General features: G+C 48.0%; 27 protein-coding genes and 1 riboswitch. Of the genes, 6 read left to right on the forward strand and 21 right to left on the reverse strand.

All coding sequences use genetic code 11. The annotated features are described in order from the left end of the window. Positions 1–322: 322 nt before the first annotated feature. Positions 323–1,900 carry a helix-turn-helix domain-containing protein gene (locus tag LACSTY_RS08990; protein ID WP_010491314.1) on the reverse strand — a complete coding sequence of 526 codons (1,578 nt, stop codon included), beginning with the start codon at positions 1,898–1,900 and terminating at the stop codon, positions 323–325. Positions 1,901–2,145: 245 nt separating this feature from the next. On the opposite strand from LACSTY_RS08990, the gene LACSTY_RS08995 reads away from it, so the two are divergent. Continuing rightward, positions 2,146–3,675 (forward strand): helix-turn-helix domain-containing protein, encoded by a 1,530-nt coding sequence (locus LACSTY_RS08995; RefSeq protein ID WP_087912385.1) that lies wholly within the window; start codon positions 2,146–2,148, stop codon positions 3,673–3,675. Between the two features lie 159 nt (positions 3,676–3,834). Here LACSTY_RS08995 and LACSTY_RS09000 read toward each other — a convergent pair whose 3' ends face one another. The 5 genes from LACSTY_RS09000 to LACSTY_RS09020 form a co-directional block, all read right to left on the reverse strand. Beyond that, complete coding sequence (locus LACSTY_RS09000; RefSeq protein WP_087912386.1) at positions 3,835–5,295, reverse strand: amino acid permease; 1,461 nt, start codon at positions 5,293–5,295, stop codon at positions 3,835–3,837. A gap of 145 nt (positions 5,296–5,440) precedes the next feature. Then, positions 5,441–5,615: riboswitch (Lysine riboswitch) on the reverse strand. A 59-nt stretch (positions 5,616–5,674) separates the two neighbouring features. Beyond that, positions 5,675–6,385: an acetolactate decarboxylase gene (budA, locus tag LACSTY_RS09005; protein WP_087912387.1), complete on the reverse strand. Its 711-nt coding sequence runs from the start codon at positions 6,383–6,385 to the stop codon at positions 5,675–5,677. A gap of 66 nt (positions 6,386–6,451) precedes the next feature. Next, the gene (gene alsS, locus LACSTY_RS09010; RefSeq protein WP_049172611.1) at positions 6,452–8,128 is read right to left on the reverse strand and encodes an acetolactate synthase AlsS; all 1,677 of its coding nucleotides are present in this window, start codon (positions 8,126–8,128) and stop codon (positions 6,452–6,454) included. Positions 8,129–8,634: 506 nt separating this feature from the next. Beyond that, positions 8,635–9,189 carry a hypothetical protein gene (locus LACSTY_RS09015; RefSeq protein ID WP_010491332.1) on the reverse strand — a complete coding sequence of 185 codons (555 nt, stop codon included), beginning with the start codon at positions 9,187–9,189 and terminating at the stop codon, positions 8,635–8,637. 120 nt (positions 9,190–9,309) lie between these two features. Beyond that, complete coding sequence (locus LACSTY_RS09020; protein WP_087912388.1) at positions 9,310–9,834, reverse strand: GNAT family N-acetyltransferase; 525 nt, start codon at positions 9,832–9,834, stop codon at positions 9,310–9,312. A 390-nt stretch (positions 9,835–10,224) separates the two neighbouring features. Between LACSTY_RS09020 and LACSTY_RS09025 the strand changes: the two genes are divergently transcribed. From LACSTY_RS09025 to rpmG, 3 genes are all read left to right on the forward strand, one after another. Further along, a complete protein-coding gene (locus LACSTY_RS09025; RefSeq protein WP_087912389.1) occupies positions 10,225–11,247 on the forward strand; it encodes a DUF916 domain-containing protein in 1,023 nt (340 codons plus the stop codon). A gap of 442 nt (positions 11,248–11,689) precedes the next feature. Further along, a complete protein-coding gene (locus LACSTY_RS09030; RefSeq protein ID WP_087912390.1) occupies positions 11,690–12,265 on the forward strand; it encodes a hypothetical protein in 576 nt (191 codons plus the stop codon). Positions 12,266–12,327: 62 nt separating this feature from the next. After that, positions 12,328–12,477 (forward strand): 50S ribosomal protein L33, encoded by a 150-nt coding sequence (rpmG, locus tag LACSTY_RS09035; protein ID WP_003566154.1) that lies wholly within the window; start codon positions 12,328–12,330, stop codon positions 12,475–12,477. A 91-nt stretch (positions 12,478–12,568) separates the two neighbouring features. On the opposite strand, the gene LACSTY_RS09040 is transcribed toward rpmG, so the two are convergent. Continuing rightward, on the reverse strand, positions 12,569–13,429 hold the full coding sequence (locus LACSTY_RS09040) for an RluA family pseudouridine synthase (protein WP_087912391.1): 861 nt from the start codon (positions 13,427–13,429) through the stop codon (positions 12,569–12,571). Between the two features lie 136 nt (positions 13,430–13,565). Here LACSTY_RS09040 and LACSTY_RS09045 point away from each other — a divergent pair, with 136 nt between their 5' ends. Next, positions 13,566–14,375 carry an alpha/beta hydrolase gene (locus LACSTY_RS09045; protein ID WP_025013108.1) on the forward strand — a complete coding sequence of 270 codons (810 nt, stop codon included), beginning with the start codon at positions 13,566–13,568 and terminating at the stop codon, positions 14,373–14,375. A gap of 99 nt (positions 14,376–14,474) precedes the next feature. On the opposite strand, the gene LACSTY_RS09050 is transcribed toward LACSTY_RS09045, so the two are convergent. Further along, complete coding sequence (locus tag LACSTY_RS09050) at positions 14,475–15,038, reverse strand: hypothetical protein (RefSeq protein ID WP_087912392.1); 564 nt, start codon at positions 15,036–15,038, stop codon at positions 14,475–14,477. 219 nt (positions 15,039–15,257) lie between these two features. Between LACSTY_RS09050 and LACSTY_RS09055 the strand changes: the two genes are divergently transcribed. Then, complete coding sequence (locus tag LACSTY_RS09055) at positions 15,258–15,656, forward strand: phage infection protein (RefSeq protein WP_087912393.1); 399 nt, start codon at positions 15,258–15,260, stop codon at positions 15,654–15,656. A gap of 72 nt (positions 15,657–15,728) precedes the next feature. Here LACSTY_RS09055 and citG read toward each other — a convergent pair whose 3' ends face one another. The 13 genes from citG to LACSTY_RS09120 all read right to left on the reverse strand — a co-directional run bounded on the left by citG (position 15,729) and on the right by LACSTY_RS09120 (position 26,719). Then, positions 15,729–16,580: a triphosphoribosyl-dephospho-CoA synthase CitG gene (gene citG / locus LACSTY_RS09060; protein WP_087912394.1), complete on the reverse strand. Its 852-nt coding sequence runs from the start codon at positions 16,578–16,580 to the stop codon at positions 15,729–15,731. Next, positions 16,573–17,268, reverse strand: coding sequence for a GntR family transcriptional regulator (locus LACSTY_RS09065; protein ID WP_010491343.1), 696 nt, complete (start codon positions 17,266–17,268; stop codon positions 16,573–16,575). The genes citG and LACSTY_RS09065 overlap by 8 nt, the downstream gene beginning before the upstream one ends. Before the next feature lie 127 nt (positions 17,269–17,395). After that, positions 17,396–18,799 carry an oxaloacetate decarboxylase subunit alpha gene (locus tag LACSTY_RS09070; RefSeq protein WP_087912395.1) on the reverse strand — a complete coding sequence of 468 codons (1,404 nt, stop codon included), beginning with the start codon at positions 18,797–18,799 and terminating at the stop codon, positions 17,396–17,398. After that, positions 18,792–19,340, reverse strand: a complete 549-nt coding sequence (gene citX / locus LACSTY_RS09075; protein ID WP_087912396.1) for a citrate lyase holo-[acyl-carrier protein] synthase — start codon at positions 19,338–19,340, stop codon at positions 18,792–18,794. The genes LACSTY_RS09070 and citX overlap by 8 nt, the downstream gene beginning before the upstream one ends. Then, positions 19,333–20,865: a citrate lyase subunit alpha gene (citF, locus tag LACSTY_RS09080; RefSeq protein ID WP_087912397.1), complete on the reverse strand. Its 1,533-nt coding sequence runs from the start codon at positions 20,863–20,865 to the stop codon at positions 19,333–19,335. The genes citX and citF overlap by 8 nt, the downstream gene beginning before the upstream one ends. After that, complete coding sequence (locus LACSTY_RS09085) at positions 20,865–21,743, reverse strand: aldolase/citrate lyase family protein (RefSeq protein ID WP_010491347.1); 879 nt, start codon at positions 21,741–21,743, stop codon at positions 20,865–20,867. Before LACSTY_RS09085 ends, citF begins: the two co-directional genes overlap by 1 nt. Beyond that, on the reverse strand, positions 21,731–22,036 hold the full coding sequence (gene citD, locus LACSTY_RS09090) for a citrate lyase acyl carrier protein (protein WP_032958725.1): 306 nt from the start codon (positions 22,034–22,036) through the stop codon (positions 21,731–21,733). The genes LACSTY_RS09085 and citD overlap by 13 nt, the downstream gene beginning before the upstream one ends. Continuing rightward, complete coding sequence (citC, locus tag LACSTY_RS09095; protein WP_087912398.1) at positions 22,026–23,030, reverse strand: [citrate (pro-3S)-lyase] ligase; 1,005 nt, start codon at positions 23,028–23,030, stop codon at positions 22,026–22,028. The genes citD and citC overlap by 11 nt, the downstream gene beginning before the upstream one ends. 1 nt (position 23,031) lies before the next feature. After that, the gene (locus LACSTY_RS09100; protein ID WP_049172589.1) at positions 23,032–23,175 is read right to left on the reverse strand and encodes an OadG family protein; all 144 of its coding nucleotides are present in this window, start codon (positions 23,173–23,175) and stop codon (positions 23,032–23,034) included. A 54-nt stretch (positions 23,176–23,229) separates the two neighbouring features. Beyond that, the gene (locus LACSTY_RS09105) at positions 23,230–24,354 is read right to left on the reverse strand and encodes a sodium ion-translocating decarboxylase subunit beta (RefSeq protein WP_039639198.1); all 1,125 of its coding nucleotides are present in this window, start codon (positions 24,352–24,354) and stop codon (positions 23,230–23,232) included. A gap of 26 nt (positions 24,355–24,380) precedes the next feature. Next, entirely contained in the window at positions 24,381–24,788 is a 408-nt protein-coding gene (locus LACSTY_RS09110) for an acetyl-CoA carboxylase biotin carboxyl carrier protein subunit (protein ID WP_087912399.1), read from the reverse strand. A 5-nt stretch (positions 24,789–24,793) separates the two neighbouring features. Next, a complete protein-coding gene (locus LACSTY_RS09115; protein WP_087912400.1) occupies positions 24,794–25,123 on the reverse strand; it encodes a hypothetical protein in 330 nt (109 codons plus the stop codon). Between the two features lie 246 nt (positions 25,124–25,369). Continuing rightward, positions 25,370–26,719: a CitMHS family transporter gene (locus tag LACSTY_RS09120; RefSeq protein WP_010491356.1), complete on the reverse strand. Its 1,350-nt coding sequence runs from the start codon at positions 26,717–26,719 to the stop codon at positions 25,370–25,372. Positions 26,720–26,882: the final 163 nt, after the last annotated feature.

Raw genomic sequence — 26,882 nt, forward strand, 5'->3', positions numbered from 1 at the left:
TCAACACAAAAAGCCCTTCATCTCCAATGGGACGAAAGGCTTCTTTCCGCGGTACCACCCAAGTTTGGCGTAGAACGCCACCCTCTTAGCCGATAACGGTCGGCTTCCGTGCAGCTCATCACTGCCCACTCATGCGCTGGAATAAGGATGATTGTCAGCTTGCACCAACCGCTGACTCTCTAAAACATCCACTTAGGCGCTTCAGACGTGTTAACTATACATTGCTAAAATACCGCATCTCGACATAGGATACAAGAAATTTTCGGATTTTTAGGATGAAGACGTACCCTACTCCAGTTAATTGAACGGATTGCATCGCGTTCTAGTAGATAAACCGGGCTTCTTTGAGCATCTTTTCATCCCAAAGTTCACGTAGCAAACTATAAAGCTGGCCGTAGTGGTCATTGGTGACATTGATGTGCCACGGGAAAATCTGCGTCTTACCGACATTGTCTTGAATGAGCCCTACCGAAGTCGTGATGACCAGATCAACATCCTTGAGATTAGCATCAGGCGACGCTAACTCAACGAACGGGACTGCATGCAAAAACGCCAAGAGATCGATATATCCAGTCATTGTTTGTTCGATAATCGGAGCAACCAACACTTTTTTGCGTGGCTGAAATTGAACTACAAGTTGATGCAGGCTGCGATAAAATGCCTCGGTCAAAACTTCTCGGCAATTTCGAAACGATGACAGCTTCTTGCGCCCAATCACTTCGTCAAGCGTGACCTTAACCTGTTGGTAAAATGCCGGATCATCCTTGGTTTGCTGAATGTTTGAACTGAACTCGGCTAACAAACTGGTCGTAAAATCCTTATTAAACGCCAGCACACTCACCGTCACACTTAGCATATTGACGAATAGCAAACGGTAAGTATCATCAGGTAGGTGAATATCACGCTTGAAGCTGTATGGAAAATGCTCGAAAAATCCACTGATCAGTTGATAAATCTCGGGATTATAGTTGTTGTAGCGCTCGATCATCCGCTTTTCAACTTGCTCATCCGTGATAATATATAGCGGTGCAAAATTAAATAGAAAATAAAGCGCGTCACTTTCGCTCTGCTGCTGCTGGGTGGTCAAATGCTCAAATTGTTTTGATTTATCCAGTAGTCGCGAGGCCGCGTCGCTGAACAAATTGGGAACTGGGTAATGCAGCACCTCCGATTGCGCATCGTGCACCAAAATGTGGCCGCTTAAAATGCGCTGATGGGAAATCGCCACATAATACATTAGTAACTCACGCGTGATGGTATTGACCTTGCCGCCATCGAAAACGACCAGTAAGCCATCTAGAATCTGGCCAGCTTGCTGGTGCGTTAAATTTTCAAAAGGCCACGCCACGCCATTGGTTGCCAGCCAATAAGCAATTGTCATAAACAGCCGGATGTTTAATTCCGGGCCGGTAAATGATAGTGTTTCATACGAGAACTGCACCCCGCTTTGCCGCGCATAGCCTCGAATCGCTTTTAGATGGCGCAAAACCGTAGCTTTAGAGCTATCGCACGCTTTCAAAAAATCGTCAAGATTCTCATAACGTTGATATAAGACAGCGTCTAAAAATTTGTATGGATGTGATTGTGCGACGAGATGATAGCGAAATTCATCGGGTGGTACCGCAAATAAAGTTTTCACCGAACTGTGGTGACGGCCGAGCATTGCCTGTAGTGAACTGATCAGGCCGTTATAAGTATTATAGACGCTGCCATAATTGCGGTTCGTAAGCGCTGCTATCTGTTTGAGATTAACCTCACTTACCAAGGGCCGATGACCACGATAAGCCGCTAATTTTGCCGTAACTGGTGTCTGCGCTTCCCGTACCTCGATAATGGTACGAAACAACCCCAGTTTCTCAGCGTCAGACATTGACAAAAAAATATCATGATTGTCTTTCATAAAATCTCCCTACTTCAGATAATTTACCCCATTTCCCATGATTATACTTCATCGAACATACAGCGTCAGGTTTCAAGCTCGGCACAAAGCTTGTCTATACCATTTTTATAGCAGTTTCCTATCTTAACAGATGGTTTTACGCATGTTTAAAGTTCAATAGTTCACTAATAAAACGTCATACTTTTCATTCTTTGTTATAATTGATATTGAAGCGAACTAAACTGTCTTCAGATTGGGGGATCACGATGCTTTACGAACAAACCTTTCTTGACCGCGCTGATTTACAAAAGTACCAAATGTTTTCAGCTATCAAGGATAGTAATGTCCAAACTTACACCATTAATACCCTCAGTCGGCACCTAGACCTTTCTTATCAGCAAGGTTACAACATCTTGCAGGAACTCTTCCGCGATCTAACTGAATTAACTGCCCACCCGGAAAATCTTAAACGTAAACAAATCAACCTTCTCATGGAAATTGACGTGACGGTTGATGATTATCACCTTTATTTGCTAAAACATGCGATCGCGTTTCAATTTGTCGACTACATTGTTCAGGCAAATCATCCTTCTACCGAGCAATTTTGTCGCGCCCATTTCATTAGTCGCTCGACGTTGGTGCGGAAAACCGTCGCCTTGCGCGCATTGCTCGAACGATTCCAAATTAAGCTGTCTTTTAGTGACTTATGCTTTATCGGCGAAGAAAGCCGAATCCGGCTGTTTCTGTTTGATTTTTACTGGCTGGGCTATCATGGCGTGGACTGGCCATTTAAAGTTTTGGATGAGCAGCAAATTGTCAAAGAATACATGGCCTTGCCCAATGCCAAAACCAATCCGGTCGATATTCTTGAAGAGATCCTCTTTTGGGCAATCTGTCGGGTGCGGATCAGTGGCAACCATTTTGTTACCGGCAACGAGCCGTTTGACCGGATTTTCAACGATTATCCGCCCTTCCAGCATGCCGTTTATACGCGAGAAATGTTCCCGGCGTTTAATCAGCAATTCATGAAGGGTGAAAATGACTTTTTCTATTTTCAGCAACATCGCACGATTACCTTTTTGCCTGATACACCGGCCGATCAAGACTTTATTCATTATGTTCTTAAGCAAAAAACGATTACGGCGGATTTCGTGAAACGACTTTTGGCCTTCTTAGGTGATCATATTCGGCATCACACCGTCTTTGACCTTCAGCATGAACAAGGCTTAATCCTCAATTTAACCCGAATCGCCTTGAACAACGAAATTTTGGGTGGCGACTTCATGCATTTAGTCGACTTTTTCAATCCCCGCGCGTTGAATTACACCAAAACCAATCTTTATCAAGGACTCGAGGAATTTATTGCCACCCTGCCTGATACGCCTGCATATCAGCATTTTCTTGGTCAGCAGCATCTATTCTTACGGACACTTTACTATTTGTTGACACCTTATCTGCGCTACTTCGCCGAGACGCCTACCGTTCGGGTCAGATTGGCCTATCTTGATCATAATTTGCTGAACCGGCGCCTCGTCAACTTCCTATCCGATCTACCAATGGTTCACTTATTGCCAGAACGTGCCGTTTTTAAAACAGCAGACCTCGTCATTACCAGCGTCGATAATGAGCAGGCCATCAAAGCCGCTGCGCCTGCCGGTTTTCACGGGCACATCATTAGTTGGACAGCCGAAGACAGCGATGACGCCATCTTCCAACTGTATTTGTTGATTCGCCGCTTGTACCTAAAGAAAACCGACGCCTCGTTATCAGCCCAAAATGTCGATCCCCCTTCGTAGGCTCCCGTCGTTCGAATAAATTTTGACAGTTAACCATCAAAAAACGGCTCTAAAACGCAGCAATTTGCGTTTTAGAGCTGTTTTAGTTTGGAGAGAATTCATAACTATCGCGAGAAACGTTGCAGCCAGAAAGCCAATCGGGTAACCCGTTACTCACGCTTACTTGTTTGCCTGATGCTCGCGGTGCGGTGAAAGATCGACTTTTTCTAGCGGAATCAGTTTGGTCTTATGCTTCACCTTGTACCAGACAAATAAAACGATAAACAGTGGAATCGACATGTAGGAAATCAGTAGGCGTCCCCAGGCAAAATGTTGCACCGCTTGCAGATCCTGACCCACAATCACAATTAAGCTCATGATAATCGCCAAAATCGGACCAACCGGGAACCATTTTGCATGATATTTTAACTCATGAACATCATGCCCTTGCTTCACAAACGCACGGCGGAAGCGAAAATGCGACACCGCAATCCCAAGCCACGCCAGGAATCCGGTCAGACCGGATGCGGCGACCAACAGTTGGTAAACATGGGGTCCCATGATGCTGGTTAAAAATGTCAAACCCCCGACCAGCGTCGTCAGTAGTAAGGCTGCAATCGGAATGCCGCGTGTATTCGTTTTTTGAAAAACGCGTGGCGCAAACCCGGATCCGCCCATGGCCCACAACATTCGGGTTGAAGCATACATGCCGGAATTGGCAGACGATAAAACCGATGTCAGAATCACGGCGTTCATCACGCTGGCCGCTCCGGCGAGGCCAATTCGATCAAAAACCAGCGTAAACGGCGAAATTGCCACTTGATCAACACTGGCGCCTAACAGGTTCGGACTGGTATAAGGAATGATGGCGGCAATGACAGCGATAGACAAAATATAGAACAATAAGATCCGCCAAAACACCTGCTTAATCGCCTTGGGAATGCTGGTTTCCGGGGTAGCACTTTCGCCCGCGGTAATCCCGATTAGCTCGGTGCCTTGAAAAGAAAACCCTGCGACCACGAAAACCGCTAATGTTGCCGGCAGCCCACCAACAAACGGCGCCGCGCCGGTCGTATAATTTTTAAAGCCGATGGGACCGTGCCCGCCCATGATTCCCAGAATGGTTAACAAACCTACGACCAGAAAAACCAGGACGGTGATCACTTTGATTAATGACAGCCAGTATTCGGTTTCGCCAAACGACTTAACGGAAATAATGTTAATCGTAAAAATGAGCGCCAAAAAGCCCAGCGAAAACAGCCAGCCCGGCACATCTGGCAACCAGAAGTGCATCACAATGGCCGTTGTTGAAACATCGACGGCAACGGTGATCGCCCAGTTAAACCAGTAGTTCCAACCTAAGGCAAAACCAAACGCCGGATCAACAAACCGGCTGGCGTACTCTGAAAAGGAACCGGATACCGGCACATAGGTGGCCATTTCGCCTAAACTAGTCATCAGAAAGAACACCATTAACCCGATACCAATATAAGCTGCGATTGCGCCGCCCGGTCCGGCAGTTGCAATCGCGCTGCCGCTGGCGACAAAAAGTCCGGTGCCAATACTGCCGCCGAGGGCAATCATTGAAAGATGCCGGGTTTTGAGTTCTCGTTTTACCTGATTCGTTGCTGACTGTGCCACAAATGTACTCCTTTGCTGAATGGGTTGAGATGTTAAACGTTGGGTTTGTTACAGTTACAGGGCGTTTAAGCACTAAAAAAAACCGGTGGGTGTCAGTAACTAACCCATCGGCTTATTCTACTTCTCGTCATGAATAAACGTGATCCGATTTGTTAGCGCCCCGCGATAGTCGCGACAGTCCAGCAGATGTTATCCACTGGCCCAACACCGCCTTACTGAACTAAGCCGGCATTTCGGCACCTTTCCCTTTAACAACTGCGCATCTGGCGTTCAGGCCATTGCAGTTGCGACTGATGATCGGTGCGACCTCTAATCTTGATTATGGTTCACGTTATCATGTCTTGTTTCTAACGGCAACCGGCTCTCACCCGGTTTTAACTCAATTTTCAGCTTTGCGGATGTCATCGACTAAACTAGCCGTGTCAAAGTGCTGCCTTAAGAACGGTTCGTCATCGGTTGGCAAGTGTAACTGAAAGTCGCTAAACTTTTGTAAAAATAATTCGCCACTGTCGAGCTCAAATCCGAGAATGTGCCCGCCCATGTGATGATCAGCCGACAAAAAGTGCAAATGGAAACCCGGCGATACCGCACCGGCATAAAGATCCGGTGAAAAGTAACCGATCAGCGTGCCTTTGACGTTATCGGCATGGAATTCTTTTTGGCCTGAAGCCGTCTCTGTCAACGTCGGATAAGGAGGCTGTTGCGGCAACACAGCGCGCGTGTGCATTTGCGTGAAGGTACCTTCGACCCGAACTGCCGCAAAAAGATTGCTCGTTTGTAACCGATCAAGAACCGCTTTCTGAAATCCGGTCAGATCCAACCCCTGAAGCTTCCCGGCCGAAACATCGGCTTGATAATGAACATTCGCAAACGGCACTTTCTCATCCGCTGCAACTTCGCGAACGGTACCTTGTGCGTTAACCTGATAAACTTTGCCGGCTTGAATAATCAACTCGCCATCAAGGCCGGTCAACGTGCCAATACCAGTGTCACCATGTTGCAACAACGCTTCAATTGTCTGCGTTCCGGCAAACAAACCAGGCACTAACATTGCCAGTGTCCCATGTTGATACAATCGATCCGTTTCCAAAAAGAAGTCCCTCCTTTTGCGCAGGGTTGGGCCTGCAGCCGCCCAGAATCAACCTGCCGCCAACGATTAATAAATCTGGTCAGGCAGCATTGCCGCGCCGAGTTCCGCATTGTCGGAATAATCGACCGGAATGTCAACCAGCACTGGCCCTTTAGTCGCAAACGCTTCATCAAGCACCTTGCCAAGTTCACTCGGTTTATTGACCCGCAGACCCTTGGCACCAAAAGCTTCTGCATACTTCACAAAATCAACCGGACCAAAGTCGACACCTGCTGCCCGACCATATTTCATCTCTTCTTGGAATTTTACCATATCATAATGGCCATCGTTCCAAATAATGTGAACCAAATCAGCCTTCAAACGAACGGCTGTTTCTAGCTCTTGGCCAGAGAAAAGAAAACCGCCATCGCCTGACACTGAAACTGCTTTTTTGCCCGGACGTACCAAAGTCGCCGCAATCGCCCAAGGTAAAGCAACCCCTAACGTCTGCATCCCATTGGAAAACAGCAAGTGGCGCGGTTCGTAACTCCGAAAATGGCGGGCCATCCAGATATAGTGACTGCCGACGTCCACAGCAACTGTCATGTCGTCAGTCACACGTTTTTGCAATGCGGCTACAATACTGAGCGGGTGTAAGACTTTTTGATCTGAGAGGGCTGGCGGAACATCACTTTCCTGTAATTTGGCCTGTAACTCTGTGAGATACTGCTTGCTTTCAGGCGCAACCTGATAACCCCGCAGTAACGGGACTAAAATATCGAGCGTCTGGGAAATATCACCAATCAGCTCTGTTTCTGGCTGGAAGTTGTGATCGATTTCCGCTGGCACATCGTCAATGACAATGATGCGCGACTTGCCATCCGCGTTCCAGTTACGTGGTTCATATTCAACCGGATCATAGCCGATCGCAATGACAAGATCGCTGTGTTGCAATAACATATCCCCCGGTTGGTTGCGGAACAAACCCACCCGGCCAAAGAAATTGTCGATTTGGCGGTGAGAGATAATACCTGCACCTTGGAAGGTTTCAACAACCGGCAACTCGGTAACTGACAACAACTCGCGAATTTCTTCGGTTACGTCGCTTGATGACGCACGCATTCCCAAAAGCAAAACAGGCAGCGACGCCTCTTTAATGGCATGCGCCAGGTAAGTCATATCACTAGGACTCGCCGGCCCTAACTTTGGCGCCACCAGCGGCTTAATCGGTTCCGAATTCACCGGTGAATCAGTGACGTCTTGAGGAATCGACACGAAGCTTGCCCCTTGCTTGCCGGATTCCGCGGCTTGATAAGCATTGGCAATGATTTCACTAACATTGTCCGGATCCTGCACTTCAGCGGCATATTTGGTAATCGGCGCAAAGAGATCGGCATTACGCATGCTTTGGTGGGAACTACGCAACAGATCCGCCCGCTTTACCTGACCAGACAAAGCCAAAACCGGATCCCCTTCAGCGGTTGCGGTCACTAGGCCAGTTGCCAGGTTTGAAGCACCTGGTCCGGAAGTTGTCAGGACAACGCCGGGTTTGCCAGTCAAACGCCCGATCCCAGCAGCCATGAACGCAGCGTTCTGTTCATGCCGGGCCACGATTAATTGCGGACTCTTTTCTGATTTGGGATGCTCCAAGGTTTCAAAAACCCGATCGATTTTGGCGCCGGGGATACCGAAAACATAATCAATCCCGTGATTTGCCAAACTTTCGACAATTAAATCTGCGCCATAGCGCTTCTCTTCTGCCATTTCGCCACTTCCTAAATTATTGATGTGTTTCATAATACGCTTTTTGTGTTCCGTTTCAAGCCCAGTTTTTTTGAAAAACACTGACTAAACAGAAATGTTCTGTTACATATTTTTCATCAATCTGTACCAATTATAAAATTGGTCGAGTCGGTCGGGAGTCACTTAGCTGATGTTTTTTAGCATCATCTTGATTTTAAACGAAACGGCATAAACTTTGCTTAAAAACTGCTCACAAAGTGCCGCGGGGGACGGGTCAGATTATTTGTTTGCTTACAGGTGTTCTCTTTTAGGGCAATTAACGGCCAAACTCTGGTTTCTATAACGCGCTCAACGGCGCGGAAGCCTGCACATAAGGGCCTCGAGCCAAAATGGCCAAAGACCAGCCATTTTGGCTCGAGGCCACTTATGCTCCGACTTCTTACCGTGCCGGTTCACGCTCATCAAAAAAGCACCGCCACAATAGGCGATGCCAACTCAATCATACAACTTCCAAATAACGACTGCTTTCAAGACTGCATGGAACGACTGATTTTGCCGATGCCGGTCTTGGGGTCTGTCATTTTCATATTAAAACCGAATTTCGTGAAAATGTGTCGTAACTTAGCTAAGTTAACTTTGTCAAACGAACTGATCGTGCCGTCGACTAAACCGATGTCGGCTTTCATTGCCAGGTTAAGAAATGCTTTTAACGCCAGCTGTGCCAAACCCAGATTCTCAAAATCGTAAAAAGCCAGCCGACTTTCAGAACCCAGTGTCTCCAAGACGGTGATGTGCATCACATTATCCCAGCGATTGGTTTCAAACAGGAGCTGTGCTTGATAATCCGCTTTCGAATGGCCATACTTGTCAACATTTTCAAATGGTGTGTAGACGTAAATCGAGTTCGTTTTTTGCTTTTGTTCGTCGGATTTAAAGTCAGTGAACACAATATATTGGCTCACTTTCTTTTGCGCCGGATCCTGTGGCTGATTCATGCTTGACAACACGGTGAACTGCGGATCGGCTTCGATTGCTGCAAGCCGCTTCTTATAGGCCTGCTGGTACTCTGTTTGCACAGTCATTTTGAAACCTCCAGACTATTACTCGTTTTTCATTATAGCATTTTTCAATCCGATGCCTACACAAAAGAAAAAAACCGCGTTGAATTCACCCGGCTTTCAAAAACTGATTAAAGAAAATCCTCATTTTTCAAACTGTTTCGGCAAAAGTCGAAAGTATTGTTCATCGCGCGGCTGGTGCTCGGTTAACCCTCGTGGTAATGGCACCTCAAACTGGAAAACAAAGCCTAATCTTTTTAATAAATGAATGGACGCCTGATTGCCAGGAAAAACGCCTGCCCAGATGGCCTTGATGCCATGAGCAAATTGATCAGCGATGACAAGCTGCAGGCCCTCGCGCATAAGTCCTTGATGCCAAAAATCCGGATTAAGGATATACCCGATCTCACGCGTCATGTCATCCCCTGTTTCCGGCGATAAGGCGCGAGGATAGACCCCAATGTTGCCAATCACATGCATTTGGTAAACTAACGCCAGATCCTGCTGCTCGCGGGCGAAGCGTTGAACATGATTGGCCGCCGCCTCGCGCGTCATTAGCGGTGCCATCCCCGCGGCCATGGTCACCTGTTTCAGTCTGGCATAAGCAAAATAATCATCCGTATCTGCCAGTACAAAAGGGCGAACTGTCACCCGTGGTCCTTGTAACATGGTTCCTCCCCCTGACGCTTGTCTCATTTAGTGGAAAATTTTTTCCATTTATTGAGATGAACGTCCTTCCCATTTGAATTAAAGCCCGCATTTTCTTCGGCGGCAAACTATTTATCTTTTCATATTATCGAGTATTCGTGACGCGATGACAAGCCCCGCTCATTGTGGCTCATGCGATCGCGCAACCATGCACAAGCATTTTATGCTGGATGAATGTTACTTATCGGTAAAATAAAGTTGTTATCTGAAAATAATTCAATATAACAATCAGACAAGGCGATGCTCGATTTACTAGCAAACCTCACCCGCGTCTGACAGGCAGCGATAAATGTGATCGCACTCGGTGGCACCTGTTGCCACCTACATATTACAGACAAAAGGTGAGGACACATGAAAAAGCTTGTACGTAACATTTTGTTACTTTTTATATTCATGGCTTTTATCTGGCCACTCCGCATCGTCAACGCCGCAGTTGCGCCAAAATTCACCGTCACGCCGATTTTACCGGCTAATCAACGTCAGACAGTTACTGGCTATTTTGACTTGGAGGTTCAACCCGGTCAGCAAGAAGACTTACAATTGCGGATCGCCAATCAAACTAATGAAACCCAAACGTATACGCTCGCTGCAAACCCTGCTTACACCACCAATAGTGGCATGATCGCCTTCGATCAGAGTCGGCCGTTGTTAGATCAAAATGCCATTCGCCTGAATACGCTGATTAGGGGACCGGCCTCGGCTACGATTGCCGCGGGAAGCAATCAGGTGGTCACTTACCATTTGCAGTCCCCATCCACGCATTTTATCGGCATTATTTCTGGTGGCTTTTATGTTTTGCAAAAAGGCGGCACAGCGGCAACGTCATCAACTAGCGGCGTCCGATTCACGGATCAATTTGCAATTGGCATCCCGCTGATTTTACGACAGGATTTGAAAACCCCTAATCCGCCGATGTTGGAACTCACAAAAGCCAGTATTGGGACTGCCAATCATTATCCGGTGGTGAACGCCAACATTTATAATCCTTCAAGCAATCAGTTTGGCGAAATCGCGACTGATTATACGTTATTCCCAACAGGCGGGAACAAGACCGTATTGACCGCACATTTCGCCGGCTTGGCGGTTGCGCCGCATTCCCGCTTCACACAAAGCATTCCACTAAGTGGCAAGCAATTACAGGCTGGATCTTATACCTTAAAGTGGACAGCGAAATCCGGTTCGTATACTTGGAGCAAGCAGGTTAACTTTCGGTACAACGGCCACCTGCCAAGCAATACCATCACCTCGCAGCCGCAAACTCCTGCCGCGTCGCCAAACAATCTAACACTCCCCTGGGTTATTGCTGGCATCGCAATAGCATTGCTCATCATGATCCTGGGTATTTGGCGCTGGACTGTTGTTCGCCACAAGTAAAATCAGCAGAAAAGCGTGCCGTTACAGCTTCTTTGGCTTATGATAAAGGTAGCGCACAGACACCGGCCTCAAGGCATCATGGTTTTAGCGATTGCTTAAGACCGGTTGTATTGACTGCCGCATTATTGAAACATGGTAGCGCCAAGAACGCGTCCGCAGTGCTGTTTATTGCCGGAGATTTAGCAAAACTGTCCGGGTTTTGGTTACGCGCTCGGTAACCGCGCTGGCTCGCGCTCACCATAACGCGTTCGGTGGCGCAGAAGCAGGACAGTTTACGTTCACCATAACGCGCTCCCCGGCGCAGAAGCTTGCGTGTAAGGACCTTGAAGCCTAAATGGCCAAAGCCCAGCCATTTAGGCTTCAAGGCCACTTACACTCCAGCTTCTAACCGCGCCGGCTCACGCTCACCTCACGCTCACCATGTTTGAAGGAGGATTTTCCCATGTCAAATAACCGCATACTTGGTAATGAATTTCAAACCGCTTATGAAGACGCGGGCGGTACGGATATTTTAAAGTTTTTGGCGGATGTCAAACAGGCTTACCGCTGCATTAGCGATCTGACCGCGCGGATTACGGCGATGCCGGATTCGGTCAAGACCGAGTCGGTTCCGCAGCTCTTGGTTCAGCAATTGGATCAGACCACGTTTGCTGAAAGTTCCGTTCGCAAATGGGAAGATGATTTGCGCCGGTTTGCTGCTTATTTAACGCCGCTGGAACCGCCAATTGCGATTCTTGACAGCTGGGATACACTCACCGATTTTCTCGAAGCCAACCAGGCATTGCTAAGTTCATTGCAAAATGTACCGTTATTGCACCAAGACACACAGGATGTCAAAACGGCCACTCAGCTGCTGGTTTATCCGGCCGAACCGCTTTTCCAAGTTGTGCAAGCCGATACCGGTGAAAGTGACGCTATTGATTTACCTGGGTTAACGGCTGCTGATCCCGATGGTGTGGCTGAAATTGCCAAAACCCATGGCGTGACGCCGCTTGCCGCCTTTACGGTTCAGCCTTGATTTTGCCCTGTCAATCCTGTATGCTTGACAAGTTAAATCATGAAAAAGCGAGGTGCTGAAAGATGCGGAACAATATCATCTTAGGTAACAATGAAACCGGCGAACGTATCTATTTAACTTCTAAGAACAAGCGGAACACGCCTGATCGTCTGCAACTCAAGAAGTATTCACCAAAGCTGCGCAAACGTGTGGTCTTTACCGAAGTTAAGTAGGCTATAAGCCGTCAAAAATCAAAAAGTACCTCTTTGCTGGAATTATCGGCAAGGAGGTACTTTTTTTAAACGCCAAATGGCACGCCTATCATCATTTTTCGTTCAATAGCGTCTCAAACAAAGACGGAATGGGCAGCGCTGTGTGAATTTGCTTTTTTGAAAATGGATCGACAAAGCTTAAACGCGTGGCCTGTAACGCCTGATGGTCAATCAAAGTGCTTGGTTGACCATAAAGTCGATCGCCAATGAGCGGGTGACCGAGACTGGCAAAATGAACGCGTATTTGATGAGTGCGGCCGGTTAACAATTGCACATCAACAAGGGTGTTGGTTGCCATTTTCAGGACTTTATACCTAGTTTGAGCCGGTTGACCAGCATCGGTAATGATTCGGTGAATCCCATCCGCCCCCAAGCCGATAGGAGCATCAATCTCGCCTTCTGATTTCGTGAGCTGACCACTAACAACGGCGACATACTGTTTTTCCAACGTTGCGTGTTGCGCCTGATCAAAGCGGCCTTGCGCGTAAGGGTGCTTGGCTGCCAGGACAAGTCCAACAGTATCGCGATCCAGCCGAGTGATGATGGCTGGCTGCGGTTCAGTGATGCCCTGTTGCTGCAAATACCACACGATCCGATTTAACAAGCTATGATTAGGTGCATGCGGGCCGGGAACACTGGTCACGTTGGCTGGCTTGGCTACGATTAGCCAGTTGTCGTCTTCGTATAGCACATGAAGCGGCACCTTTTCCGGCGTGACCGTTTTGGTGGTTGGAATCGCAAAGCGCACGACCTGCCCAGCGTTAATCGCAATATTGCCGACCGCCTGACCATCCACCCACAGAAGCCGATCACTCAGCATCTTTTTGAATAAGCGATGGCTGACGCCTTGCTTGGCCAACAGACGTTTAACCGTGGTGGTGGCTGTCGCTTTTGAATCAAATGTATATCGCATGGTTTTCCCTTCGTCATGACCAGCATTTCTGCGCCTTAAAGCCGAACGAATTTTTTGGAAAGTTTGCATTCAAACGGCTTTTGGGACTATGGTTAGAGTATAACTAATGTACAAGAATAAGGAGGAACAGGCAAATATGCAAGTAGAAAAAGATGTGATTTACGATGAGGCCCATAATTTACCCGCTGATATTTATGTGCCAGAGGATGCCAATGGTGCGGCCATCGTGTATGCCCACGGCGGCGGCTGGTTCCGTGGAGATAAAAAAAATGAAGATGATTTAGGTGAATATTTTGCCAATGCCGGTTATCTCGTGGCGATTCCCAATTTTCGCCTAGCACCGAAGTTTTTGTATCCGACAGCGCAAAACGATTTCGATCATTTTGTCGACTGGCTGCTTGCTTCCCCTTATGACTTCGATCGCAAACGTCTGGGCCTGTTAGGTGCCAGTTCAGGCGGTACCATGGTTTTGCAAAACAGCCTATCTTCCGGCTATCCCGTGGTTGCGTGGTCACCGGTTGTCGACTTTGCCAATTGGGTTCAGAAAAATCAAATGGTGAAAGCTTCGGTTGATGCCAAAAGTGAATTTGGCCTCACTGAGATTCATGAAATCCACGATGCTTTTTATAAGTACTTTATTCAAACATATTTAGGCGGCCTGGATCCGCGGCTGTTAACAGCGGTCAATCCAACGAATCATTTGACCGACCAACTCGGGCCAACGTTGCTCTTTAACTCCGCAGATGAGCTAATGCCTCTGCCAAGTGCCTTACATTTCGTGCAACAGGCAGCTATGTTTGGCCGCGACATTTCATTGCATGTGGTGCCAGGTACCGGTCATGCACGCGACTACACCAGTTTCGCATTACCTGAAACCAAGGGCTTCCTTGATGATCATCTCTTTACCAGCGTTGAAGATAAAACGCTCAACAAGGCGACAGATTAAGTTTTTATTTGTAAAATCGGCGAGTTGCCAAATTAAAAAATCGTCTCCGACGTCACACAGACGCTAGAGCCGATTTTTTTATGTCTTCATGTTTAAGCGTTATGGCCGAAGTATCAGTGGGGTGGTCGCTCCCGGTGCAACCCACTGGAGACCGCCGTTTACTGGCACTAAATAAATGGGATCTGCGGCAACATCGGTCGGCGTTAAAATCATGCCGTTTCCCTGTTGTGCTGCCGTGTAACCAGAAGTCGTGTTTGCCCCTGCTTGGGTAATGGTCATCTGGTCGCCGGTAATCGTCAGTGTCACGTGCTCATTGTGCCATGTGCCAATATAAAACGGCGCTTTAACCGTGGGCTGACTGGTCGCTGAAGACGCGGCGGCGCTAGATGAATTGACAGCATCAGTTGCGGTGCTGGCGGTCGTAGTGGTCACATCCGTTTTGGCCGAGGTCGTCACGTTAGTTTCACTCTCACTTGCTGGCGTGCTCACTTGTACACTAGCCTGACTTGTCAGCGATTGACGCGTCGATGCTTTTGTTGACGTCGTCTCGGTATCTGCCGTTCTTACCTCACTTTTAGCACTGACTTGATGCTGATAAAACGCGGCGCCGGAAAGTCCGCCAAGTGTTACCAAGGCTGCTGCTATCATCATCCATTTCTTCATGTCAACCACTCCCACTCAAACCTGATCAGCATTTTGCTTCTTTCAACATTTTTAGTCTAGCATGCAGATCATTCTAAATGTTACAAAAAGATGTCAAAGCAAACAAATCTTAATATTTACAAGGCTTTGGCATGTCATCTTTTTGTAACTTAGTAAAAATAGTACGAATAGCTTGCAAAAGCAAACATATGTTCGTAATATTGTTCTGAGGTGATTTGAATGACGTATGAAGATAAAATCGGCGAGCAAAAGTTTGCGGCGTTGGTCGACGATTTTTTTGCCAATCGATATATCGACCGTGGCATGCGCAAGTGGCAAGGCTATTACCTCTCCGACCATACCGCAGCGTTAAAAAAGCAGGCAAAGGCCGAAAGTGTCACCTATCCGCCGCTTTCTTTACAAGAGCAGCCTTATATTCGCATGATTTTGTTGCGCGCGTATGCTGAAGGCCAATCCGTCACCCTTCAGCTTGATTTGCAAACACCAAATGACCAGATGTTGCCGCCAATCACCGGCAAAGTGGCCGGATTAAGCGATAGCGATGTGGTCAATGTTGACGGTCAAAACATCAGTATCGACATGATTCGGCATATCGATTTGATTCCTTTTCCGGTTTGAATCAAAAACGGCGCCCGCAATTACCACGAGTGCCATGCTTTAGCTTCTTATTTTGGAAACTGAATAATCTGGTCACGCTGGCTGGCTTCCCAGGAGCGTCAATGCGTCAAAAAAGTATGCCAGACTCAGATAATCGGCCGTACCGCCCGGGCTCAGATTCAGGGTGATCATTTCGGCGTTCAAGGTGCGCAAGGCATTGGGTAACTGCGTATCGGAAACATGCAACAACGTCTTCGCCGCATCCTGAACAAATCGCAAACCGGCCGGACCGCCGCGATGCAAAAGATTGGCATCTTCAACTTGCGCCATCAAATGCACCATTAAGCGCAGATAACGCAAATCGCCCTGTGTCGTCGTCTGTCGCAGATATGGCAACATGTGCTCACGAATGGTTGGATAACCGGCCAAAGCCTCACCACGGACTCCTGTGACGCCGTGTTTCACATATAAAGCTTCGCCGTGGCTTAGCTGCGCTTTGTCACCTAAATGGCGAAAATCGCCGGCGACACCTTGTGCAATTTGCGCAACTGCCGGAAAAAGCGGCGCAAATTCCGCCGCCACCAAATCATGCAAGGAATTCTGCTGCAACAACCAGCCAAGTGCCCCTAATAAAAAGCCAAAAGAAAAGTTGGCACCACGATGCGTATTGACACCGTGCGTTGCCGTCAGCATGGCACTTTCTGCGTCCATGCCAATCGTACGCAACTCCTGATAAAGTTGTGGCACTGTTTTAGCTGCCAGACCAGCACGCAAGTATTGTGTGAAGTAAGGCTCCAATGCATCAATACTGGCCTCAAATGTCGTAACATCCATATCCCGGTGGGCCCCGTTAGACTCGGGATCGACTAAACCTGGCTTGGGCGCAAGCAGCACTTCCGCATGTAAACTGTTCACCGCTGCTTGAGCGATAAGTTGTTCATTCAATGTGTTTGGCCTTCATGACTTTTAGAATATATTGCAATGAGTGTTCGAGATGTTCCCGAGTGATGAGCTTGATCTGATCATCATCACGATTTAACATGCCGCGATAAAGCAGCCAATGCTCCTGAATCGCTAAATTACGCCGATCATCACCATTAATACTAATATCGCGAAAATAAATCAAATAATTTTGCAGCTGATTGACAATCATTTTCAACCGCAACATGTGACTCGCATCATAAATAAAGTTGTTAAATTCCGTAAATTTCGCCATGACTTCCGACACTCGTCCCGCATCGTTTAAACGATCCGTCTCCTCCAAAAGCGCCCGCATCTGCTTAAATTGATCAGGCGTCATCAGCCGCATCGCCTTACGAATCGCTAAAACATCCAATTCCTTGCGAATGTCAAAAATCTCGTAAGCATCATTAATCGAAATACCCTTCACAACAACGCCAATACCGGTCTTGCGTTCGACCAGGTCCTCTTCATCCAGACGCTCGAGCGCATAACGAATAGGTGTACGACTGATATTGAGATTTTCGGATAGATTCTTCTCGTTAATCCGTTCACCGCTGGGTATTTCACCCAGCAAGATGGTTTTGCGCAACGCTTCGTAAACCGCTTCTTTAATCGGCCGGTTCTGTGAAAGATCCAAATTTTTCTTAACGGCTGGCACCACTTCATTCATCGTTCGTTCCCCCTCGTCCTGAGGGCCATTATACCAAAAAAAGCCGTTAACTAGTCGGTTAACGGCTTGACCCATGTTTCTTCCAGCGAAAATCGATTTATCCGCAAAAAGGCACAGGTCATGAAACTCAGTTATGGGTAGGATCAAACGTCAAATCAACTGTTTGAACCGGAACATCGTAGAATGGATCTTCACGCCGACCTAAAAAGTCTTTCGCCTGATCAGGGAACAAAGCATAGCTCAAAACGTCTTCTTCTGAATGAGCGTATTTGGCGATCGCTTTACGGAATCCCGGCATCTGCGGCTCGATTAAATCAGCCGGACGTGTCGTCACGATCGACGCATCACCAATGATTTTCTTGGTCATTTCCGGAGAAATCGGTACAGGCGGGCGGCCATATAAACCGCGTACATAGTCTTTGATTTCTTTTGGAATCAACTTATAACGCTCACCGCTCATGACATTCATCAAGCTCTGGGTGCCGACCATTTGTGATAATGGCGTTACCAGCGGTGGGTACCCTAAGTCGGCGCGGACGCGAGGCACTTCTTTTAAAACATCCCCGTATAAGGATTCCTGCCCTTGATCCTTGAGTTGAGCCAGCAAGTTAGACAACATCCCGCCTGGCACTTGATAAATCAATGACTTCGGTTCAACATCCTTGACCCGCGGATTTAGCTGTCCGGAATCGCGGAATCGATCACGAATCGGGGCAAAATAATTGGCAATGTCACTCACTGTATCCAGCTTGACGTCGGTCGGATAACCGAGATCCTGCAAAGCAACCAGCATTGATTCAGTCGCTGGCTGACTGGTACCGCCGGCAAATGGGGAAACGGCGGTATCAATGATGTCGGCTCCTGCGCGCACGGATTCGAGATACGTCATTTCAGCCATGCCCGCGGTTGCATGCGTATGCACCTCAAGCGGCACGGTGATCTCCTGCTTAATGCCGGTCACGAGATCAAAAGCTTTCTGTGGCGTCAAAATGCCTGCCATATCTTTGATCGCAATCGAATCGGCACCCATATCTGCCATTTCCTTGGCTAATTTGATGAAGTAATCAACCGTGTGGAACTCGCTGGTGGTATAACTAATTGCCAGCTGTGCGTGGCCACCCGCATTTTTGGTGGCTTCAAGCGCGGTCTTTAAGTTACGCGTGTCATTTAAGGCATCAAAGATCCGAATAATATCAATGCCGTTTTCAACCGATTTTGTGACAAAATCGGTGACAACATCATCGGCGTAATTTTTATAACCAAGTAAATTTTGACCGCGCAACAGCATCTGCAGCTTAGTGTGCTTCACGGCTTGACGAATCTTGCGTAGACGCTCCCACGGGTCTTCGTTCAAGTAACGGAGGCAGGCATCAAAAGTGGCCCCACCCCACATTTCTAACGAATGATAGCCGGCAGCATCCATTTTGCCTAAAATTGGCAGAATGTCGCTTAACGGCATCCGCGTGGCAATCAGACTCTGCTGACCGTCACGCAAGACGGTTTCCATAAATTGGACTTTTTGTTTAGCCATGTGTGGTCCAACCCTCCTTTATGATTGTTTCGACCACTTTTTGAACTTCCGGCAGGCCGTGCCGCCGTGATCGAGCACAGACCTTGGCATCCCCGCCGCAAACCAAGCAGGTGCGCGGTGGCACGTCAAGATCAGCGCGCGAAATCTGATGCAGTTGCCCGTCTTTTAACGTCACCACGTCCAAATCTAGCAGATCGCAAAAACGCTGTTGCTGCTCAAAACCGACCATCAGTCGCTTCAAGGTAATCGGTGACAGCTGAACTGCTAAATAAGCTTCGGGGCCAGTTGCCAAGGTTTCGATTTGGCTTTCCTGCACTGCTTCACCCAGTTGATCCTCTAGCGCTTGCATCGCTGCCGAAAAGACTGCGACCACTCGCTGGCCAGTCTTAACCGGACCTGGAATTCGCAAAGTCACATGCAACAAAACGGTTTCGGGATGAGCGGTCAACCATTCACGTTCCTTGACGATCCTGGCATCTTTAGCTGCGAGCATTTGTCCGAGATCAACTTGTGGACCGTCTAAAACTGACAACTTAAACATTGTGGACCACATCGATCAAGGTACCATCCCGATATTCGATCAACGCAACGACCTTGTCACCATATTGAATCGGTTCCGGCGTTCCGGTAATCTTGTATGCCATTTCTTTAAGCGCTTCAATCGAAAATTGTGGCACTTTCAATTGCTTGAACATTTCAATCAAGTCTGGCCGATCTGGGTTGATCGCCACCCCGACTTCGGTGACCACGACATCAACGCTGGCGCCTGGTGTCACCACCGTATTGACACTTTCGACGATCGTTGGAATCCGGCCCCGAACCAATGGCGCAATGACCATACTCATTTTGCAGGCAGCACTTGTATCACTATGACCGCCTGATGCTCCGCGAATAATCCCGTCAGAGCCGGTAATGACGTTGACATTAAAATCAGTGTCGATTTCCAGCGCTGATAAAATCGCGATATCAAGCTGATTAATCACCGCACCTTTGCTCAGTGGCGAAGCATACATATTGGCATCGATTTCGTAATGATCGGCGTTTTCTCCAAGCGAGACCGCTGAAGGATGGTCAAAGTCTTGGACATCGATGATTTTTTCAACAAGTCCTTCTTTCAAAAGTTCAACCATGGAATTGGTAATCCCACCTAGTGCAAAGCTTGCTTTAATGTCTTGCTTCAGCATCGCTTCCCGCAAGAAACGGGCAACGGCAAGTGATGAGCCACCTGTGCCGGTTTGGAAGGAAAAACCATTTTTAAAGTAAGCAGACTTGGTAATTACTTCTGCGGCATATTCCGCAATTTTTAATTCTTTAGGATTCTTGGTAAAGCGGGTCGCCCCTTTGGCAATGCCGGTTGGATCACCAATAGAATCAACCTGAACCACATAATCAACATCGGTTTGTGGAATGCTGATCGGTGTATTCGGGTAAGGAACCAGACTATCGGTAATGGCAACGACTTGATCGGCATACTTGGCATCAATCATGGCATAACCTAAGGAACCACAAGTTGCTTTTCCTTTAGTGCCATTGATGTTACCGTATTCATCACTGCTTGGTGCACCGAGGAAAGCCACGTCAATGTGAATATCACCGCGTGCAATTGCCCGCGCCCGACCACCATGGGACCGGATCACAACCGGATTTTCCATGATACCGCTGGAAATCGCTGCACCGACTTTGTCACGCAAGCCAGAACTGGTGATGTTGGTGACCACGCCATTCTTAATGTGTTCGATAAGCGGTTCGTGCACGTTGGCAATTGAACTTGGGGCAATCGAGAGATTCTTAATTCCCATTTTGGCAATTTCTGCCATGACCATGTTCATCACATAATCGCCTTCGCGAAAATGGTGATGAAATGAAATAGTCATGCCGTCTTTTAAGCCAGTGGCCACAATGGCATCGTGAATCGAAGCAACCAATTTACTATGATCGGGCTTCACCGGCTTGATGTGGCGCGCGTGTTCATCATAAGGCCGAATATTGGCAAACTCGCCACCATAAACCCCATACTGATCGGCGTATGGCGCCGGGATCTCACGATTAAGCTTATTCTTGACCATCAGTCTACCTCCATTCCTGATGCCTTAGCGAGCGCAATCGTATATTGAGCCCGTTCGACCACTGGCTTATCAACCATTTGACCATTGACAGAGACAACGCCGGCCCCTTTAGCTTCGGCTTCTTTCAAGCCGGCAACAATTTCGCGGGCTTTTTGTACTTCAGCCAACGCCGGAGCAAAGACACTGTTGATCACTGGAATTTGCCGCGGATTGATGACTGATTTACCGTCAAATCCAAGTTGTTTGATTAACTCGGTTTCATGGCGCAAACCCTCTTCGTTATCGACTTGCGTGTAAACCGTATCAATAGCAGAAATGCCGGCTTCTCTAGCTGCATGCAGAATATAGTTACGGGCAAAAGACAATTCCGCCCCATCAGCAGAACGGTGCGTGTGCTGGCTGGTTAGATAGTCCTCCGCACCCAACGCAATACCGATCATGCGTGACGACGCCTGCGCAATTTCACGGGCATTCAAAACGCCTTCTGCGGATTCAATCGCAGCCATCATATGCGTGGTGCCGACTTCAATGCCGTATTTTTCTTCAACTGCCGTGATCACGGCATCGACATCGCGAATATCCTGCGCGGTTTCCGTCTTTGGTAACCGGATCACATTAATGCCGCCAAGTACCATCGCTTCGATATCCTGATCGCCACCAGCATCGAGTGCATTGACCCGGACAACCGTTTCAACACTGCTATAGTCAAAAGTTTTCAAAGCTGAGTACACCAACATCCGGGCCGTATCTTTTTCTTTTAATGAAACGGCATCTTCAAGATCAAACATGATGGCATCCGCACCGTAAATGGGGGCATCGCGTAACATTCCCGGGTTAGCCCCTGGGACAAACATCATGGTTCTTCTTAATTTATCCATGCGTTGATCTCCTCCCAGTCAAATGTCTTGTTATCCGCTGCACGGTAGGCTGCCGCAATGGTCCGTGCTTTGATGGTACAATCCAAAGCACCTTTATCGTTTGCTTCTACCGCAACCCCTTCGATACCCAATTTTGTCAAAGTTGCTGCGATCACGGCACGGATCTGCTCGCCAAACTGCTTTTCAACACTGCTTTGCAGTTGGATCGTGGTGCCGCTATCGGCAGGGGCCAGCGTGATTTGGATATCACTTGACTCTAATGTCCCAGCCGTTGCGGGATGATTAATTTTCATGAGTTGATCGCTCCTTTATTTCTGTATAAACCTCCGGATAAACCATTTGTTCGACCGTGGCCCAGTCATGGTGCTTGATCGCGGCACGAACACGGGTGGCGCTGACCACCGAACCGCCAATCGTCAAACGCGGCACCACAATTAATTCAATGTCATCAGCAAAAGTCGCTGCCAATTGCTGATTGTAAATCGCCGTGACCGGCGAAAGCGGTTCTTCGCCAACATATCGCCGGGTGATGCCAAGAATCGGGGCAATGCGTTGTTTAAAAAGTGCCGCGTCTAGTCCGGCTTGCGCGGTCGCAATCGCCGCATCTGCCCGATCCTTGAGAAAGTAACTTGGAAACGTGGTACTGGAGACCATGTAGTCCTGTGTCGGCAAAACCACCACGTTGGACCAGCGTGCTGCCACCTTTTTGACTAAGGCCAGACGCTCTGTTGCCGTGAACATCGATCGTTCAGCTGATAAGACAAAAACGTAAACAACTGCATTATTCTTTGCTGCTTGTTCGATTAAATAGGCGTGGCCGCGGGTGACCGGATTCGCATTCATCACAATGGCTGCAACAGGCTTTCCCGATTGGCGAGATTCTTCCAGCAGCTTGGTATAATCGGCAAAGTTAGGATAGCCCCGTTCCAATAAAACCACTGAGTCGGTGGCCGCCAGCTGTTTAAATCCCAGTGACTGGAAAAACTTCAGCGTGCTCGGTTTGGTATAAACAAAGCTACGCGTGATGGCTTCATCATCCAGCCGATCGAGCAAGGCCTGAATAATTTGCGCCAACAGATTCTCATGTTGAGCTGTGGGTGAAATTGCCACTTCTTTGATAATATTGCCTGACAACGAACCCGTCGCCAGCAAGTCGTCTCCTTCAAAAATGCCAACTGTATAATCGACTTGGCGATCCGGAGTCAAGCCAGCATCAACCAGCAACGTCTGCCAGGCTTCAGCGGCCTGCGGGTTCAAATCGAACCAAATGCGCTTTAACGTCGCCATTTTATTTTGCCGCTTTTTTGGCTGGTGCAAATTTAAGCAATAGTTTGGCGACAATGTAGATGATGAATAAAACAATAAACACGCCGCCCATACCTACCAGCATCAATTCACCAGCCTGTTCAACAGCAGTCGGATCAAATTTCATAACGCAAAACCTCCCAAGGGTGTTCAGACTTCTCAACTGACAGGTGCATTGATGTTAAGCACCAAAGAATGACAGCAAGAGACCGCCAGCAATAACCGAACCGATTTGACCGGAAACATTGGCCCCAACGGCATACATCAATACAAAGTTCTGCGGATCTTCATCCGTCGCCATCTTCTGAATGACCCGGCTTGACATCGGAAAGGCCGAGATGCCTGCCGCACCGATCATCGGGTTGATCTTTTCTTTGCGGAACAGATTCAATAGCTTGGCGAAAAGGACGCCGCCGACCGAATCCATGATGAAGGCGAAAAGCCCAAACGCAATGATCATCAATGTTTGAATATTGAGGAACTGATCCGCTTGTAATTTAACGGAAATCGTCAGCCCTAACAGGATCGAGACAATGTTGACCAGCTCGTTTTGCGCGGTGTTGGACAATCGATCCAACACGCCACATTCCCTGAGCAAGTTGCCGAACATCAGGAACCCTACTAATGGCAGGGAAATCGGAGCAATAAATCCAGCGATGATGGTGATGATAATCGGGAACAGAATTTTGGTTGTCTTGGAAACCCCTTCTGCGCGATAGGTCATCCGGATGCGACGTTCATGCTTCGTCGTGACTGCTTTGATTGCCATCGGTTGAATGATTGGCACCAACGCCATGTACGAATACGCCGCGACCGTAATGGCCCCCAGTAAATTCGGTGCCAGCTGGTTAGAGACGAAAATGGATGTTGGGCCGTCTGCTGCACCAATGATCCCGATTGACGCCGCCTCTTTAATGTTGAAGCCGAAGAAAACGGCAACGAAGACGGTGGCGAAAATACCGAATTGAGCGGCAGCCCCGAAAAGTAACATAAATGGATTTTGTAACAACGGACCAAAGTCGATCATGGCGCCGATCCCAATGAAAATCAGTAATGGGAAAAGTTCGGTGTTGATGCCGGCTTTGAACAGGACATCCAACACCCCTTCCGTCTTAGTGCCGCCAACAACCTGGGTTAAAACCCCGGTTCCGGGGAAGTTCACCAAAATGGCGCCCAATCCCATCGGAACCAATAACGTTGGTTCGTATTCTTTCTTAATACCCAGATACATCAAGAGCGCACCGATCAGCATCATTGCAATTTGGCCTAGCGTAATGGTCGTGATTCCGTGAATGAGCGCTTCCATACCTTCACTTCCCTCCTCTTTACTTGTTAAATAATGCTGATCAGTCCATCACCCGAGTTTACATTTTGATTCAGCGTTGCGATGATCTCGCCAACAGTACCGGCTTTGGGTGCCACAATTTCGTTTTCCATTTTCATGGCTTCGAGAATCATCAGCGGTTGGTTTTCGGTGACAGCATCACCGGCTTTAACCAGAATCTTGGTGACAGTGCCAGGCATAGGTGCCGTTACGACTTCTCCCTCACCACTCGGGGTAGCCGGAGCAGCAGGTGCCGACGCCGGTTCAGGCGTTGGCGCTGCTGGTGCCGGGGCACTTGACGCAGCTGGAGCAGCAGGTGCTGCTGGTGCGGCCGGTGCTGCTGGCGTACCGCCGATTTCTTCCATTTCGACCAGATAGGTTTTCCCATCGATCGTGATCTTGAATTTTCTCAACATCTTTTTCAGTCCACCTTTTTCTTAATTGACTTGACCACATAATGCCCATGACCATCCCCCGCCGCAATCGCGCTGGCAATCAAGCCAACCCGTTTGGCCTCGGGATTTTCAACATACAAATGTTTAAGCACAAGTTTGGCATCAGGCGCTGTGTCCGCAGTAACGGCAGCAGCGATCAAACTGGCAGTTAATTCGTTAGCTGGATCAACTTCCAGATAATTGGGTACTTCTTCCCATTCATGCGCCTGAGCTGCTTCATCAGCATTCACCGATTTAACCGGCGCCGATTCAACTGGCGTTTGCGGTTGTTTTCGCCGATGCAACCATTTAAACATTTTCACACCCCCTAAGCGTGAGCCGGTGCGGGTAAAAGCCGGGAGTAAGTGGCCTTTTGACGTGTTACGACGGGGTCCCTTACAGGTAAGCTTCTGCACCAGCAAACGCGTTAATGTAAGCATGAGCCGGCGTTGTTAAATGCCGAATCAAGCGTTATCGTCATGCATTTTCTGGTTCTTATCAATCTTATAATACGGGGAAAAGCCAATCACGATTGGCTTTTCGGTGTCTTTTTGAATTGGTGCTTATTTTTGTGGTAGATAGAATGGTACGTGGCCGAAGAGCATAACGGTTACCACGAAGATTGCGAAAACGCCTAATGCATATTTTCCGGCTTCGCGTTGCCACTTACCCATGTCCAAACCGGTGAGCCGGAGCAATAGATAAATGAAAGCAACTAACGGTGAAAGCAAGTGGAATGCTTGCCCCATTAATGAAGCTAAAGCCATCTGCATATTGGTAAAGCCGTATGCACGTCCCGCAGTTGCCAGCACCGGCATAACGCCGAAGTAGAAGCCGTCGTTACTTAAGAAGAAGGTCCCTGGTGCGGAAATCAACGCAATAACCAATCCCCAGAAGCCAGCCATGGAACTTGGGATAATCGCGGTGAAACTCTTGGCAAGTGCTTCGGCCATCCCGGTTCCTTGGAATAAGCCCATGAAGACCCCGGCAGCAAAAACCAGAATAACAACTTGCACGGCATCGCCGCCGTTAGCACCAATTCGCTTGCTTTGGTCGCCTAACTTAGGATAGTTAGCCATCAATGCAATACAGGTACCAACCAAGAAGAGCAAAAGCGGTGGCATTGCAATTGCCTTAATAAAGGAACTTGCCACCAACCAGGCAATGAGCACAATGGTCAGAATGCCGTTAAAAGCAAACATATTTGGACGGCGAATTTCGGAAACTTCAGGATCAACCACTGACGTCATCTCATCGATTTCTTCATCGGTTAATTCCCGAACACCCAAGCGTTTCCGTTCTGCGCGACCCATGTGCGGTGCAACGTAGAAAACAACATAAGCCAAGGCCAGAATCATACCTGGCAATAAATACGTCAAAATATCGGCATCAACCTTCAAAACTGCCATGGCCCGAGCAGTTGGTCCTCCCCAAGGCAGCAGGTTCATGATCGTATTTTGCAAAATAATCAAAACACCGAGGTTCATCATATTCATGTTGAGTTTCTTATAAATCGGAATAAATGCCGAGCAGCAGATCAAGGTCGTTGTAGTGCCATCCCCGTTAAGTGAAACTGCCATCGCAACAATCGCGGTTGCCATAAGCACTTTCATCGGGTCGCCTTTCGCGATCTTGATCATCCGGGCTGTAATCGGATCGAACAGACCGGCGTCGAGCATAATGGAAAAATACAGAATAGCGAATAAGAGCATGATCCCTGTGTTAGCGGTCGTTGTCAGACCCTTCAACACAAAATCGCCGATCGTCCCTTTCTTCGCCACGCCTGCCACCATTGCAATAATTGCAAACAGCAGCGGGATCATCACTAAAGAAGTGAATGGTGAGAGCTTCTTGGTCATGATGACGTACATGAAAACAATAATCATGGCGTAAGCAATGACGGTGAGTAACATAGTCCCAACCTCTTTTCATAAGTTTTTGTCGCTATCCACATGATACGTGATTTCTGTCACGAAAAGGCCGATTTCGCTTCTTTAGAACACCAAAAGAACAATTGTACGGTTAAGGGAAAACTAAAATTTTCAAGAAAAAGAAAACGCCTTCATTTGCTTAAAA

Source organism: Lacticaseibacillus styriensis (assembly GCF_030770295.1).
Taxonomy (GTDB): Bacteria; Bacillota; Bacilli; order Lactobacillales; family Lactobacillaceae; genus Lacticaseibacillus; species Lacticaseibacillus casei.